This window comes from Massilia arenae, assembly GCF_008014745.1.
Lineage (GTDB): Bacteria > Pseudomonadota > Gammaproteobacteria > Burkholderiales > Burkholderiaceae_D > Telluria > Telluria arenae.
Genome location: NZ_VPFD01000018.1, coordinates 90517 through 105862, shown reverse-complemented (window position 1 = coordinate 105862; position 15346 = coordinate 90517). Strand labels below are relative to the sequence as shown.

The 15346-nt window shown below is 61.4% G+C and carries 14 protein-coding genes; 10 read left to right on the top strand and 4 right to left on the bottom strand.

Features of this window, described 5'->3' with window-relative positions:
- Window positions 1-153 precede the first annotated feature (153 nt).
- Window positions 154-1158, top strand: a complete 1005-nt coding sequence (locus FVD38_RS17200) for a hypothetical protein (protein WP_147935945.1) — start codon at window positions 154-156, stop codon at window positions 1156-1158.
- A gap of 210 nt (window positions 1159-1368) precedes the next feature.
- Here FVD38_RS17200 and FVD38_RS17195 read toward each other — a convergent pair whose 3' ends face one another.
- The 3 genes from FVD38_RS17195 to FVD38_RS17185 all read right to left on the bottom strand — a co-directional run bounded on the left by FVD38_RS17195 (window position 1369) and on the right by FVD38_RS17185 (window position 4519).
- Window positions 1369-2574, bottom strand: a complete 1206-nt coding sequence (locus FVD38_RS17195; protein ID WP_147935944.1) for an MFS transporter — start codon at window positions 2572-2574, stop codon at window positions 1369-1371.
- A gap of 52 nt (window positions 2575-2626) precedes the next feature.
- Complete coding sequence (locus FVD38_RS17190; RefSeq protein ID WP_147935943.1) at window positions 2627-4054, bottom strand: FAD-dependent oxidoreductase; 1428 nt, start codon at window positions 4052-4054, stop codon at window positions 2627-2629.
- An 87-nt stretch (window positions 4055-4141) separates the two neighbouring features.
- Complete coding sequence (locus tag FVD38_RS17185; RefSeq protein ID WP_229493750.1) at window positions 4142-4519, bottom strand: ArsR/SmtB family transcription factor; 378 nt, start codon at window positions 4517-4519, stop codon at window positions 4142-4144.
- 70 nt (window positions 4520-4589) lie between these two features.
- On the opposite strand from FVD38_RS17185, the gene FVD38_RS17180 reads away from it, so the two are divergent.
- The 5 genes from FVD38_RS17180 to arsH all read left to right on the top strand — a co-directional run bounded on the left by FVD38_RS17180 (window position 4590) and on the right by arsH (window position 7954).
- Complete coding sequence (locus tag FVD38_RS17180) at window positions 4590-4916, top strand: ArsR/SmtB family transcription factor (RefSeq protein ID WP_147935942.1); 327 nt, start codon at window positions 4590-4592, stop codon at window positions 4914-4916.
- Between the two features lie 51 nt (window positions 4917-4967).
- The gene (locus FVD38_RS17175) at window positions 4968-5447 is read left to right on the top strand and encodes an arsenate reductase ArsC (RefSeq protein WP_147935941.1); all 480 of its coding nucleotides are present in this window, start codon (window positions 4968-4970) and stop codon (window positions 5445-5447) included.
- 74 nt (window positions 5448-5521) lie between these two features.
- Complete coding sequence (locus FVD38_RS17170; RefSeq protein WP_147935940.1) at window positions 5522-6802, top strand: arsenic transporter; 1281 nt, start codon at window positions 5522-5524, stop codon at window positions 6800-6802.
- A 16-nt stretch (window positions 6803-6818) separates the two neighbouring features.
- Window positions 6819-7241 (top strand): arsenate reductase (glutaredoxin), encoded by a 423-nt coding sequence (gene arsC, locus FVD38_RS17165; protein ID WP_147935939.1) that lies wholly within the window; start codon window positions 6819-6821, stop codon window positions 7239-7241.
- Window positions 7238-7954, top strand: a complete 717-nt coding sequence (gene arsH / locus FVD38_RS17160) for an arsenical resistance protein ArsH (RefSeq protein WP_147935938.1) — start codon at window positions 7238-7240, stop codon at window positions 7952-7954. Before arsC ends, arsH begins: the two co-directional genes overlap by 4 nt.
- A gap of 54 nt (window positions 7955-8008) precedes the next feature.
- Here the strand turns inward: arsH and FVD38_RS17155 are convergent, their stop codons facing one another.
- Window positions 8009-8341: a YnfA family protein gene (locus FVD38_RS17155; protein ID WP_370660645.1), complete on the bottom strand. Its 333-nt coding sequence runs from the start codon at window positions 8339-8341 to the stop codon at window positions 8009-8011.
- 600 nt (window positions 8342-8941) lie between these two features.
- Between FVD38_RS17155 and FVD38_RS17150 the strand changes: the two genes are divergently transcribed.
- From FVD38_RS17150 to FVD38_RS17135, 4 genes are read left to right on the top strand one after another with little or no spacing between them, the layout of a single operon-like run.
- The gene (locus FVD38_RS17150; protein ID WP_147935937.1) at window positions 8942-10240 is read left to right on the top strand and encodes a TolC family protein; all 1299 of its coding nucleotides are present in this window, start codon (window positions 8942-8944) and stop codon (window positions 10238-10240) included.
- Window positions 10237-11496 carry an efflux RND transporter periplasmic adaptor subunit gene (locus tag FVD38_RS17145; RefSeq protein WP_147935936.1) on the top strand — a complete coding sequence of 420 codons (1260 nt, stop codon included), beginning with the start codon at window positions 10237-10239 and terminating at the stop codon, window positions 11494-11496. Before FVD38_RS17150 ends, FVD38_RS17145 begins: the two co-directional genes overlap by 4 nt.
- 14 nt (window positions 11497-11510) lie before the next feature.
- Window positions 11511-14675: a CusA/CzcA family heavy metal efflux RND transporter gene (locus tag FVD38_RS17140; RefSeq protein WP_147935935.1), complete on the top strand. Its 3165-nt coding sequence runs from the start codon at window positions 11511-11513 to the stop codon at window positions 14673-14675.
- Between the two features lie 48 nt (window positions 14676-14723).
- Window positions 14724-15317 carry a hypothetical protein gene (locus tag FVD38_RS17135; RefSeq protein ID WP_147935934.1) on the top strand — a complete coding sequence of 198 codons (594 nt, stop codon included), beginning with the start codon at window positions 14724-14726 and terminating at the stop codon, window positions 15315-15317.
- Window positions 15318-15346 lie beyond the last annotated feature (29 nt).

The window sequence follows — 15346 nt, the reverse complement described above, 5'->3', positions numbered from 1 at the left end:
GCATGTACGACTTTCGCACCCTATCGCCGATCGATTTCGAGCTACTCGTGCGTGACCTGCTGCAAGCGGAGTTGGGCATCACGATGGAGAGCTCTGGCCCCGGCAATTAACCAAGCGCTAGACAATCACAACACTTCGCGGCAAGGGAAAATAATGTTTGAAAATACCCTGAAAGATCTAGAGCACCTCGCGAGCATGTCTGTCTCTGTTGAAATTGAGACTGACGAGAAAGGCTATATCGATAAACAATGCCCTGCAGAAACGTGCGAGTTCGTCTTCAAGGTCAATGCCGAGGATTGGCAGAATATCGTCACCGATGAAGCCGTTTGGTGCCCAATGTGCGGTCACGAGGCAGGCGCAGATCAATGGTACACAATCGAGCAAGTTGAGCATGCCAAGTCTGAGGCTCTCCAAGTATTCTCGGGACAACTGAATCAGGCGCTAAGTGCAGACGTAGAGCGCTTCAACCAAAGGCGACCGGAGGCAAGCTTCATCTCCATGTCCTTGAAGCTCGAGGGGGGATCTTACCGAACCCATACTATTCCTGCGAAAGCTGCAGAGGCCATGCAGCTTGAAATCGAATGCGATCACTGCACATGCCGCTTTGCTGTCATCGGGAGTGCGTATTTTTGCCCCTCCTGCGGTGTGAACTCAGTAACCCGGACCTATCAGGACTCGCTTCGCAAGATCCGGGCGAAGTTCAACACTGAAGACATTGTCAGGCAAGCACTTACGTTAAGTATTGGAAAGGACGACGCGGAACTTATCTGCCGCTCAATACGCGAAACGTGTCTTTCAGACGGGGTAACCGCGTTTCAGCGCTACTGCGAGGGGCTGTACGAGCCTTATGGAAAGCCGGCTTTCAATACCTTCCAGCGCATTGATGATGGAAGTGCACTCTGGCGTGCAGCGGTAGGCTTCGGTTACGAAACGTGGTTGACACCTGAAGAGCTAACAGCACTGAAGGTGCTCTATCAAAAGCGCCACCTGCTGGCTCATTGCGAGGGAATCGTTGATCAAAAGTACGTGGAGAAGTCCGGAGATTCGAGCTATAAGCCCGGACAACGTCTGGTCATAGCGGAGGCCGACGTGGCCACCATGTTGTCTTTATTAGAGAAGTTGGGTCTAAATTTGCAGGAGCTTGCCAGAAAATCGTAAGCAAACAGGGCGCCGACGAGGTTCAGTCGTGAAAAATGCGCAGCGTGTGCAGGCTGCCGACTCGAACGTCACCCACACCAGCGACAGACATTTTGCTTCGAAACGTGAGATGAGAAGGGCCAAGTGATTCTCTACTTACCGCTGTGCTGCAACGCCGCTGTGTCAATGGCCCGTCATGAGTCGGTATTGCCGATAGAGAGTCGCCTCAGATCAAGCTGGGGGAACGTCAGTTGCCGTTACCCGTAACGCCTCTCTACCAACCGCCGAAAAGTACAGAGCAACCGATACGACGGCGACACCAAACAGGGTTGCGATCAGTAGTGTCGGCGTCCCGCCCTGGTTAATCACCCACGCTGCAATAATCGGTCCGCTGGCCTTGGCCAGCAGCGCGGGGCCCGCCATGGCACCAGATATGGCACCGTAGTTTTCGCTGCCGAACATCGCTTGCGGCAAGGTACCGCGGACGATCGTGATGACGCCGTTGCTGAGGCCGTAGAGGATGCAGAAGCACGCGATCGCCCATGCCTGGACGCCAAACAGGAGAATGACGGCAAGCGCTGCCGGCAACGCGCTGAAACAGAACTTGCCGACCAGCTGAGGTGCGGTGTTGCGTGCAACCGTACGCTCCAGGATCCGGCCGACGACCTGCAGGGGGCCGATCAGCATCGACATGAGGATCGCGATGCGAGCACTGTGCCCCATCTCCTGTAGTAGAGGGATCAGGTGCACCGACAATGCGGAGAAGACAAAAATGTTTGCCGAGAACGCCAATGCCAGCTTCCAGAATGCTGGATGGCGCACGGCCTCGGCCAGCGTGTGACTGCGCCTGCTCGTCTGCGTCATGGCTGCTGACTTGGATTGCTCCCGGCCCAACATCAGGTGCAGTGGAAGGCAGACCAGCAATTGGGTGGCCCCGAACCAAAGGTAGCTGTTTCTCCATCCCACTAAGGTATTCAGCTCCTGTGTCAGTGGCCAAAAGATCGTACTGGCGAAGCCGGCAAACAAGGTCAAGGTCGAGATCGCCTGACGTCCAGTCGCGGCAAATCTGCGGTTAATCGTTGCAAATGCCGCTTCGTACAGCGTCAGGCCCATCGCAAGGCCGAGGATGGTCCAGGACGTCACGTAGACGACCGGGCTGCGGGCCTCGCTCAAGAGGAAAAAACCGATGCCGCAAACGACTGACCCTGTGCCCATCACCAGCTGGCCACCATGGCGATCGAGCAGGATGCCGATCGGCGTCGCTACCAGGCCGGCGATCAGCAGGCTCCACGAATAGGCGCCGAAGACGAGCGTTGGGCTCCACCCAAGCTCACGCTGGATACTCGGCGCAAGAATGCTGAAAGCGTAGTACAGCGATCCCCACGAGATGATCTGTGTACAGGCAAGGATGCCAATGGTGCGCCACTGAGAATTCATACGTCCTCATTGATGAGAAGGCGGCACCGGGCGCCGCCGGAATCGAAACGGCTTACGCGCAGCACTCCGTCCTGACCGCTGAACTCGATGCCGGCTGGGCGGCGCAGCCGCATCCAGGTTTTTCTGCGGCCTTGGCCTGGGCGTCCGCAAGGCAGCAGCCAGCCGACGGCTCTCGCGCGGGCCCGCCGCAGCAAATCGATGCCGCCGGCTCGCTGTCATATACCTGGCTCGTGCTGCAGACGCCGGTTTCCGGCAGTTCCAGCTGCACGTCGTCGGCAGCAAGCAAATCGCCCGCCAAAGCTGCTACGACTGAACGCACCTGCTCATAACCGGTTGCCATCAAGAAGTTGGGCGCGCGGCCGTAGCTCTTGGCCCCAACCGCATAGTAACCCTGCTCAGGATGAGCCAGCTCGCGGTGGCCGTGCGGTCGCACCGTGCCGCAGCTATGCTCGTTCGGGTCGATCAACGGTGCCAGCAGGTCGGTGCTCTCGAGCCAAGGGTCGTGGCGCACTCGTAGTTCGCGTGTGATGTCGAGATTCGGGCGGGCGCCGGTAGCGGCGACGATCTCGTCGATGCCACCGATGTCGATAGCCCCGGCTTCGCCGCGCACCGTAATACCGCCGGCAGTCTCCAGTAGCGACTGAATCCGGAAATCCTGGTGTAACTCCAGCCGGCCGGATTGCTGCAGCGCCTTCAGCCGCATGCCCAGCTGTCCGCGTGCCGGCAGGCCGTTGGCATCGCCGCCACCGAACAGCTTCGCGCTTTGACGTCCGCGAATTGCCCAGACCAGGTGTGTGCCCGGCACCTCCTCGGCGAGCGTCGCCAATGCCAGCAGGGATCCCGCAGCCGAGTGACCGGCCCCGACAACCAGTACACGCCGGCCGGCGTAGCGTTGCCGCTCGGCTCCAAGCACGTCCGGCATGCCGTAAGCGATCCGGTCGCGCAGTGCGACTTCGCCTTGCGCCGGCAGCCCGTTGGCACCGAGCGGATTAGGTTGCGACCATGTACCGGTAGCATCGATCACGGCACTGGCCAAGTACTCGCGCTCGCCTTCAGGCGTCGCCGCGCGGATAACAAACGGGGCGCTCTCGCGACCGCGCGTCTTTACCTTGTCGAACCCGGCCCGGGTGATTGCGGCCACACGATGGGAAAGCCGGAGGTTCGCGGCGATCGCAGGAAGGGCTGCAAGAGGCAGCAGGTACCCGTCGAGGATTTCTCCAGCCGTCGGCAAAGCTTCCGGATCCGGTACCTGCCAGCCGGCTGCCACGAGCAATTGGTGGGCTGCCTTGTCGACGTTGTACTGCCATGGCGAAAACAGGCGAACCTGGCGATAGCTCGCCAGGTTGCTCGCCACCTGCGCACCCGCCTCCAGGATCAGCGGGGTGAAGCCGCGCGCGACCAGGTGGGCAGCCGCGGCCAGGCCGACAGGTCCTGCGCCAAGCACCGCTACAGGAAGGCTGTTGTTGAGGATGTTGTCCATGGTGTCTCCCAGTTCATCAAGTTTGCTGCTGTGGTTAAGGATTCCATTAGTAGTTCGTCGAACTACGAACAATGAGGCAAAAAATCTTTAGAGACTGCCGATCATCTGTTTCAGCTGGGCCAACCGGTCCGTATTCACGCAATAGCAGACGCGCTGTTCGTCGGCCGAACCAATGATGAGTCCTGCCTGCTTGAGCACGCTGACATGCTGCGAAATCGTCGACGCGGCCAGCGGCAGGACATCAGCCAGGCTGCCGAAGTAGCAGGCGCCGTAAGCCGAAAGGTAGTTCAGCAGCTGGACCCGTGCCGGATGCGCAAGCGCCTTGCACAGCATCGCCAGCTCATCAGCGTCAATCGTGGGCGCGGCGGTCCCGTCCTTCGGAGCACAGCAGGTCGTCATGTCCATCCTTCGTAATTCGTCGATCAACGAACAAAGAATAAAACCCTTGCCATAAGCTGTCAACATATTTCGATATTCTTGGAACCATCGTATCAAGCGTGTATGATCCTGATATCTTGCACATGATTGGAAAGCCATGGATACCAAAGCAGTACTCGCAGCACTCGCGGCCCTGGCACAGGAAAGCCGTCTAGCGGTATTTCGGCTGCTTGTACAGGCTGGGCCGGCAGGTCTCGCAGCGAGCAAAATCGCCGAGCACCTGGACATTCCGTCCTCGTCGCTGTCGTTCCACCTGAAAGAGCTGTCGCATGCCGGGCTCCTCTCTTCCCGGCAGGACGGACGCTTCGTGATTTATTCGGCGAACGTCGAAACAATGAACGGGCTGATTGGCTTCCTGACCGAGAACTGCTGCGGGGGCGTGCCCTGCGACGCGGCCGCAGGCAATGTATGCAAGGCGGAATGATGCCGGCCACGTATCGCCCCTATTTGACACTTTGACCCGACCACAAACCACATGAACGTACTGTTTCTCTGCACTGGCAACTCCTGCCGCTCCGTCCTCAGCGAGGGCACTTTCAACCACCTGGCCCCGGAAGGCTTGAAGGCGATCAGCGCCGGTAGCCAACCCACCGGGTGGCTGCATCCGCGCGCTGTCGCCCTCCTGGACCGTAAAGGGATTTCGACTGAAGGCTACTACAGCAAGTCGTGGGACGAGCTTCCCGTCACGCCCGACATCGTCGTCACCGTCTGCAGCAGTGCCGCCGGCGAGACCTGTCCTGCCTACCTCGGTCCGGTGCTGCGCACGCACTGGGGCCTGGAAGACCCGAGCCACGTCATCGGAACCGACGAGGAGATCGAAGCAGCATTCGAGCGAACCTATGAAATCATCCTGGCCCGCACGCAAGCCTTTTTGGCGCTGCCTTTGGCAGAGCTGAAAGCTGATAAGGCCCGGTTCAAGGCCGAGCTCGACCGCATCGGCACCCTGCTGCCCTGAGCTCGACGTCCCGCACCACGCGGGACGCTGTTATCGACGCCTCAAATTTATTGACCTGCTGACTAGGACCCTTTGTGCTCATCGCATTCCTGATCTTCCTCGCTACACTTATTTTCGTCATCTGGCAGCCCCGGGGGCTGGGCATCGGCTGGAGCGCTGGCGCAGGCGCCGTTGTTGCCCTGCTCGCTGGCGTCATCCACGTCGCCGACATCCCGGTGGTCTGGGACATCGTCTGGAATGCGACCGCTGCTTTCGTTGCCGTGATCATCATCAGCCTGCTGCTCGACAAGGCGGGCTTCTTCGAATGGGCGGCCCTGCACGTGGCGCGCTGGGGCAAAGGCAACGGGCGGCGCCTGTTCGTCCTGCTGGTCCTGCTCGGCGCCGCGGTGGCAGCGCTGTTCGCGAATGACGGCGCAGCCCTGATCCTGACGCCGATCGTGATCGCGATGCTTGCCGCGCTGCGCTTTTCGCCTAAAGCCACGCTGGCCTTCGTGATGGCGGCCGGTTTTATTGCCGATACCGCCAGCCTGCCGCTGGTCGTATCGAACCTGGTCAACATCGTCTCGGCCGACTACTTCGACATCAGCTTCGCCCGCTACGCGGCGGTGATGGTGCCGGTCAACCTGGTGTCGGTAGCAGCAACGCTCGCCGCGCTCACCTGGTTCTTCCGCAAGGACATTCCAGCGAACTACGACCTGGCGCAATTGAAGCGCCCCGAAGAGGCCATCCATGACCGCGCTACTTTCGTGACCGGCTGGTGGGTGCTGGCGATGCTGCTGGTCGGTTTTTTCTGGCTTGACGACATCGGCGTCCCGATCAGCGCCGTGGCGGCAGTCGGCGCAGCCTTGCTGCTGGCGGTGGCCGCACGCGGCCACCGCATCTCGACGCGCGAGGTGTTGCGCGGCGCACCGTGGCAGGTTGTCGTATTCTCGCTTGGCATGTACCTGGTCGTGTATGGACTGCGCAATGCAGGGCTGACGAACTACCTTACCGACCTGTTGAATCAGTGCGCACAGTATGGTGTATGGGGCGCGGCGCTCGGCACCGGGTTCATCACGGCGATCCTGTCCTCGATCATGAACAACATGCCGACCGTGCTGGTGGGCGCCCTCGCGATCGACGCCACCGCCACCACCGGTGTGGTGCGCGAAGCGATGGTTTACGCGAACGTCATCGGCGCCGACCTCGGACCGAAGATCACGCCGATCGGCAGCCTCGCCACCCTGCTTTGGCTGCACGTGCTGGACGCGAAGAACATCCATATCGCGTGGGGCTACTATTTCCGGGTCGGTATCGTGCTGACGCTGCCGATCCTCTTCGTTACCCTGTGCGCGCTTGCCCTGCGCCTGAGCTAAGAAAGCTTACAAAACCATGGACGTCACCATCTACCACAACCCGAATTGCGGCACGTCGCGCAATACCCTTGCGCTGATTCGCAATGCCGGGATCGAGCCGACCGTCATCGAGTACCTGAAGGACCCACCCGACCGTGCAACGCTCGTCGACCTGGTCCAACGGGCAGGCGTGTCCGTGCGCGAGGCTGTGCGCGAGAAAGGCACGCCTTTCGTCGAGCTTGGCCTCGACAACCCCGCCACCACCGACGACCAGCTGATCGATGCGATGCTGGCGCACCCGATACTGATCAACCGCCCGTTCGTGGTAACCCCAGCTGGCGTCCGCCTGTGCCGTCCTTCCGAGGTCGTACTGGATATTCTGCCGCTGCCGCAACAAGGTGCCTTCACAAAAGAAGACGGCGAGGTTGTCATCGATGCAGAGGGAAAGCGAATCAAATGAGCAAGAGTCCAAACCTCCCCAACATCCAGCCGGAGCTGCTCGACATGCCAACTATCGAGAAGCTCGCACCGGTTGGCGATATGAACCACCCGCCGCGCATCCTGATGCTCTACGGCTCCCTGCGCGAACGCTCCTTCAGCCGCTTTCTTACATACGAGGCCGCGCGTATCCTCGAGCAGTTCGGTGCCGAGGTGAAGATCTTCGATCCGATGGAGTTGCCGATGGTCGGCAGCGTGCCCGAGACGCACCCGAAGGTCGTCGAATTGCGCGAGCTGTGCCTGTGGTCCGAGGGTCAGGTCTGGTGCAGCCCGGAGCGCCATGGTGCCATCACTGCAGTGATGAAGAACCAGATCGACTGGATCCCGCTCGAGATGGGGGCGATCCGCCCGAGCCAGGGACGGACGCTGGCAGTCATGCAGGTCTGCGGCGGCTCGCAATCCTTCAACGTGGTCAATACCCTGCGCCTGCTCGGCCGCTGGATGCGCATGTTCACGATCCCGAACCAGTCCTCGGTGCCAATGGCCTACAAGGAGTTCGACGACGAGGGGCGCATGAGACCCTCGGCGTACTACGACCGCGTGGTCGACGTCATGGAGGAGTTATTCAAATTTACCCTCTTGACCCGGGGTCGCACGGACTATTTGACAGACAGGTATAGCGAACGTAACGAGCGCGCCCAGAAAGCGATCAACCGGCAAATACAAAAAATCTGAATCGTGAAGGAAATCAGGCGCCTCCCCGTCCTGGTTTCCTTCGATACAGCTGTTTCAGCTTCCCTTGCTCCACCCAGAGACAATGATCGCCATGCCGAACAAGGCAATTGCCGCGCCCGCCCAGTCCAGCGTCGATAACTTCACCCCATCGACGAATCTGAGCCAGACCAGGGCGGTCGCGACGTAGACGCCGCCGTAGGCTGCGTACACCCGGCCGCTAGCTGCTGGATGCAGAGTAAGTAACCAGACAAAAATCGCGAGACTGGCCGCAGCCGGCACCAGGAGCCAGATCGAGCCCCCCTTGCGCAGCCATAAGTAAGGCAGGAAGCAGCCGACGATTTCGGCGATGGCGGTGGCGACAAAAAGCAGTGTAGTTTTCAGTATCAACGCAGTTCTCATCCAGAAGCAACACTGCAGCATTATAGCTGGGCACCGTTTTGCTGCGCTCGCTCACTAGCCCTCCGCGTAAGGTGCCAAAGCAAAACGATGCCCCATGCTATACTTTTCTCCATGGCCGCCCGACGCTTCATCTACCTCGTCCTAACGATTCTCGCTCTTCAGCTCAGCTGGAGCGTGGTCGCTGCGTATTGCGAGCATGAGTCGGGCCGCGCCGCTCAGCATTTCGGACACCACTCGTCCGAAGCCGATGGTCACAAAGTCGCATTCGACGGGAAGGACCAGCCCTCAGGCTCGGCGAAGAAAGCAAGCGTGCATTCACACTGCTCGTCCTGCGCCCACGTCTCGTTGTCCTTCGATGCTCTTCCTGTCGCCATAGCGATCCTCGAGCCTGCTTGCCTCGTACGGCCGGCTACTTCGCTGCACTATTCTTCCTTGTACTCCGATCGGCCCGAGCGGCCTCAATGGATCGCCGCCGTCTGATTCGGCGGCAGATCGTATACATCCACTCATCGTTGTGCGGTAGGCCGGAAGGCCATCCGATACGTATCGCTGCTGAATAGCCTTCGTTTTCAATAACCGGAGTTATTCATGCATCCCAAATTTTTCGTCCTTGGGGCGGCTGTGCTATTTGCACAGGCGCTGCCGAGTGCTGCGCAGATGACAGCGCAGCCAGTTTTACCTGGGGCAACCCAGCAGGCATCCCCGGCCACGAGCCCGCCCCTGACGCTCGATCAGGCCGTTGCCAAGGCCTTGGCGGCCAATCCAACACTGCGCGCAGCCGCGCTCGCTGTGGCGATTGCCGAGGGCACGCGCCGCCAGGCCGGCGTGTTTCGCAATCCAGAGGTCTCGTTTGTCCGCGAGGGAACCCAGCGCGGCACCCGCACCCAAACAGTCCAGCTTAGCCAGGTGCTCGAACTCGGAGGCAAGCGCTCCGCCCGCATCAGGCTCGCAGAGAGCGAGCGTAGCCTCGCCTTGGGAAATCTTGGCGTTGCTCGCACAGACTTGCGCGCCGATGTCACCGCCGCCTATTTCGACGCACTTGCTGCGCAGGAGCGACTGCAAGTGGCTCAGGCGTCGCTCGACGTGGCCGGCAAGGCTGCCTATGCGGCGGAAAGGCGTGTAGCAGCCGGGCGAGTGTCGCCTGTCGAGCAGGACCGCGCTGGCGTTGCCCAGGCATCGGCCCGGCTCGAGCTTTCCCAGGCCCAGAGCGAACTGTCGATCGCCTTGCACACGCTGGCCGCCTACTGGGGGGAGACCACTGCGGTTTCGCAGCCCCTCGCGATCCCCGAGCTGGATCTGGCGCCTGCCCCGGCGCTGGACGCGCTGCAACGGCGGCTGGACGCCTCGCCCCAGCTGCGGCGCTCCCGCCTGCAGGTAGCGCGCGAGGAAGCGCAGGTCGGCCTCGACCGTTCCCAGCGCATGCCCGATTTAACGCTCATTGCCGGCAGGCAGAAAGATGACGAAATCGGCCGCTCGCAAACCGTGCTCGGCGTTTCGGTGCCAATTCCCTTGTTTAACCGGAACCAGGGCAGCCTCCAGGCGTCGCTCTCCCGGGCTGAAAAGGCACGTACTGAACTCGCAGCGGAGCAGCTGCGCCTGCACCAGTCGCTGACCGCTGCCTACCAGCGGGCACAGCTCTCCGGCGAACAGGTACGCACCATGCGCCAGGACATTTTGCCAAGGGCACAGCGCGTGTTCGATGCAGCCGTCACAGGATTTGAAGCAGGCAAGTTCAGTTTCCTCGACGTCCTCGACGCCCAGCGCACGCTCCTGCAGACCCGCACCCAGTACATCCAGGCGCTGTACGACCGCTACCGTGCCGTCGCAGACCTTGGCCGCTATGTCGACACCGACGGCGCCCCCTCAGACAACAGGATCTCCCCATGACGCTCAACATCGACAAAAAGTCCGCCTTCTCCATCCTGGCCGTTGTTGCCGTAGGCATTGTTCTTGCGATTGCCATTCTGTTCTGGAAGAAAGACGCGCCTTCCGGTGAGGGCGAAACCGAACACGCTGAGGAAACGACGGCAAAATCTGCTGCCAAAGGGGGACATTCCGAAGGCAAGGAAGACGCGCATGCCGAAGGCAAGGAAGAAAGCCATGTCGACGCCGCGCCCGGCCTGGTCAAGATGACGTCCCAGCAAATCCAGAGCGCCGGCATCGTTACCGCCAAGGCAAGCGCGGCCAGCGTCGACACGGCCGTGACCCTCCCTGGCGAGGTGCACTTCAACGAGGACCGCACAGCGCACGTGGTTCCCCGTGTTGCGGGTGTCGTCGAATCGGTTTCCGCCGCGCTCGGCCAGGACGTCAGGAAGGGCCAGGCACTGGCGGAGATTGCCAGCCCGGAGCTCGCTGAACTGCGGAGCGCTGCCCTCGCGGCGGACAAGCGTGTTGGTCTTGCGCGTGTGACCTACGAACGCGAGAAGAAGCTGTGGGAAGACAAGATCTCGGCCCAACAGGATTTCCTGCAGGCCGAGCAGCAATACCGCGAGGCCCAGATCGAAGCACAGTCGGCGCGGTCGAAGCTGACCGCGCTGGGCGCGGGGTCAAGCTCGGGCGCCCTGAATCGCTATGTATTACGCGCGCCGTTCAACGCCGTGGTGGTAGAAAAGCACCTTGTCCAGGGCGAGGCCGTCAAGGAAGACGCCAATGCCTTCGTCCTGTCCGACCTGTCGAAAGTGTGGGTACAGATTGCCGTCAGCCCGAAGGACCTGCAGACGATCCGTGTCGGCCAGAGCGTGACCATCCGGTCTCCGGCCGGCGGCGAAGCAGTCAACGGTAAGGTGAGCTACGTGGGCAACCTGCTGGGCGAACAGACCCGGACTGCGACCGCCCGCGTCGTGGTCGATAACCCTGGACTCGCCTGGCGCCCCGGATTGTTCGTGAACGTCTCGGTGGTACGCGGCAAGAAGGAGGCCGCCGTCACAGTGCAGGCCGATGGCGTGCAGACGATCGAAGACAAGCCGGTCGTGTTCGTCAAAGCGGCGGAAGGCTTCCGGGCGCAGCCAGTCACCCTGGGCGCGAGCGACGGCAAGGTCGTGGAGATCGTCCAGGGCTTGACTGCCGGTGCAGAATACGTTGCAACGGGGAGCTTCGTTGTGAAGGCCGAGCAAGGCAAAGGCAGTGCCGAGCACGAACACTGAGCGAGGAACCAGACATGTTTGAACGAATAATCCGCTTTGCCATCGAGCACCGATGGATCGTCATGGTCGCCGTCGTCGCGATGGCTGCTGTCGGCATCTACAACTACCAAAAACTGCCGATCGACGCAGTTCCTGACATTACCAACGTTCAGGTCCAGATCAACACGTCCGCAGCCGGCTATTCGCCGCTCGAAGTCGAACAACGCGTAACCTTCCCGATCGAGACGGTGATGGCCGGCCTTCCCGGCCTGGAGGAAACCCGCTCGCTGTCGCGCTACGGCCTGTCGCAGGTCACCGTCATCTTCAAGGACGGGACGGACATCTATTTTGCCCGCCAGCTGGTCAACCAGAGGATACAGGAGGCCAGGGAAAACCTGCCTGGCGGGGTTGTGCCGATGATGGGACCGATCTCCACGGGCCTCGGCGAAATCTACCTGTGGACGGTGGAGAGCGAACCGGGTGCGAAAAAGCCCGATGGCACGCCCTACACGCCGACCGACCTGCGCGAAATCCAGGACTGGATCATCAAGCCGCAGTTGCGCCAGGTGGCCGGCGTCACCGAAATCAACTCGATCGGTGGCTACGCCAAGGAATACCTGGTCGCGCCTGACCCTGCGAAACTCAGTTCCTATGGGTTGTCGCTGTCCGACGTCGTCGGTGCGATCGATCAGAACAACAATAATGTCGGCGCCGGCTATATCGAACGCCGCGGCGAGCAGTTCCTGATCAGGGCGCCGGGCCAGGTACGCACCCTCGACGATATCCGCAATACCATCCTCAGCAACGTCGACGGCGTCCCGATCCGCATACGTGATGTCGCAACCGTCGATATCGGCCGCGAGCTGCGCACCGGCGCGGCGACCGAGAACGGCCGCGAGGTCGTGCTGGGAACGGTGTTCATGCTCATCGGCGAAAACAGCCGTGCGGTGTCCCAGGCGGTGGCCGCCAAGATGGTCGATGTCAATCGCTCGCTGCCGAAAGGTGTCAAGGCAGTGACGGTGTACGACCGCACCGTGCTGGTCGACAAGGCCATCAACACCGTCAAGAAGAACCTGCTCGAGGGCGCCGTCCTGGTGATCGTCATCCTCTTCCTGTTCCTCGGCAATATTCGCGCGGCGATCATCACTGCGATGGTCATTCCACTGGCGATGCTGTTCACGTTCACGGGCATGGTGACCTACAAGATCAGCGCGAACCTGATGAGCCTGGGTGCTCTCGACTTCGGCATCATCATCGACGGCGCCGTCGTCATCGTCGAAAACTGCGTACGGCGCCTTGCGCATGCTCAGGAGCACTATAAGCGCGACCTGACCCTCGCCGAGCGCTTCCATGAGGTGTTCGCAGCGGCCAAGGAAGCCAGGCGGCCGCTGATCTTCGGCCAGCTCATCATCATGGTCGTCTACCTGCCGATCTTCGCGCTGTCCGGTGTGGAAGGAAAAATGTTCCATCCCATGGCGTTCGCCGTTGTTGCGGCACTGGTCGGGGCGATGGTACTGTCGATCACCTTTATCCCGGCCGCAGTCGCCCTGTTCATCGGCAAGCGTGTCACGGAAAAGGAAAACAGGATCATGACCATGGCCAAGCGCGCCTACGCACCGATGCTCGAGAAGGTGATGCGCAACGCCGCACTGGTCATCACGAGCGCAATCGTCCTTGTTCTCCTGTCGGGACTGCTGGTCACGCGCCTTGGCAGTGAATTCATTCCGAGCCTGAACGAAGGCGACCTGGCCTTGCAGGCGCTGCGCATTCCCGGGACCAGCCTGAGCCAGTCCGTGGAAATGCAGCAGAAGGTGGAAGCCGGCCTGAAGGCGAAGTTCCCCGAGATCGACCGGGTGTTCGCGCGCACCGGCACGGCGGAGATCGCGTCGGACCCGATGCCGCCGAATATCTCGGATGGCTACATCATGCTCAAGCCCGAATCGGACTGGCCTGCACCGAAGAAGAGCCGTGCGGAGCTGATTGAAGCGATCGAAGAGGAAACGGAAAAGTACGCGGGCAATGCCTACGAATTTTCCCAACCGATCCAGTTGCGCTTCAACGAGCTGATCTCCGGCGTGCGCAGCGACGTGGCCGTCAAGGTCTTCGGCGACGACATGGATGTGCTTGCTTCGACAGGCCAGGAAATTGCCGAGGTACTCCAGCGCATTCCCGGCGCGGCCGAAGTGAAGGTCGAGCAAACGGGCGGCCTGCCGATGCTGACTGTGAACATCGACCGCGAGAAGACGGCGCGCTACGGCCTGAACATCGGCGCCGTACAGGAGGCACTGGCGATCGCAACCGGGGGGCGCGAGGCCGGCACCATGTTCGAGGGCGACCGCCGCTTCGATATCGTCGTCCGCCTGCCAGAAACGCTGAGGGCCGATCTGGACGCCCTCAGGCAGCTTCCCATTTCGCTGCCTGCCAAGGAGGGCAGCCCGGCGTCCTACATTCCGTTGGGCGAAGTGGCGACCCTCGAATTCACGCCTGGGCCGAACCAGATCAGCCGGGAAAACGGAAAGCGGCGCATTGTCGTGAGCGCCAACGTGCGCGGACGTGATATCGGCACCTTCGTGCCCGAAGCCGCGGCTGCGATCGCCAAAGAGGTCCAGGTACCGGCGGGCTACTGGACGAGCTGGGGTGGCACCTTCCAGCAGTTGGAGTCGGCGACGGCGCGCCTGCAGGTGGTCGTGCCGCTTGCGCTGTTCATCGTGTTCACGCTGCTGTTCATGATGTTCAACAACGTCAAGGATGGCTTGCTCGTGTTTACGGGTATCCCGTTCGCCCTGACTGGCGGCGTCATCGCCCTGGCCCTGCGCGGCATCCCGATGTCGATATCCGCAGCGGTCGGTTTCATCGCGCTGTCCGGCGTGGCGGTCCTGAACGGGCTGGTGATGATTTCCTATATCCGCACCTTGCGCGAGGAAGGCATGGGACTGGACCGGGCGATCACGCACGGCGCGCTGACACGGCTGCGGCCAGTCCTCATGACCGCCCTGGTGGCTTCGCTGGGCTTTGTACCGATGGCCATCGCGACCGGTACCGGCGCCGAGGTACAGCGGCCGCTGGCAACCGTTGTCATCGGGGGCATCCTGTCATCGACGGCACTGACGCTGCTCGTCCTTCCCCTGCTCTACCGGCTTGCGCATCGCTCGGATAGCGATGAGGTTCCGGTGCAGAAGGCGAAAGTCCTCGTCCATTGAGCGTACTGGGCCGCGAGGATTTCTTGCGGCCCAGCCAGGGAGGACAAAATGCGTCGAGACAACCGGAAGGGGTGCGCTCGCAGCACCCGTCGACTTGTCAAGCTGGACCTGGCTGCCCACGGGATTGCTCTCGTGAGCTGCGCGACTGGGGGAATCGTTCTTGAAAGCGTCGTCCTGATGGGAGCAGCCTCACATCATGTGGCCAGTATCGGATTTCGGCTGACCTCGAAAGAGATGACGGACGAGCTGACCCGGTCCAGAGCCCGTGATGCGATGTTCTCAGCTGTGCAGCTCATCCTTTGGGCGTGTTGCGTGGTGCTCGCCATAGTCGTGACGGCGCAGGGTGCGCACGGCCTGTTTCACGTCGAGTCTCTCGATGCCATGACGATGGCCGGCTTTGCGGCACCTGGTGCACTCGCTGCGGCCACCACTGCTGCGCTAACGCGCTCGTCTGCTCATGTCCGCGGCGGAAGCGACAGGGCCGATGCGCTGCTGTCTGCAGCACCGACTGCGGCTGCGCTCGGCATCGCCATTAGTGGATTGGGCGCTGATGCGGGAAGGCTGGACGCGCTCGCCGGTCTCGCCATCGTATTGATGCTTTGCGTGCGTACGCTGATTTATCTGGGGCGGACGCTGGATTGAACTGCTGTCAAACGGACGGTGCGTCGATT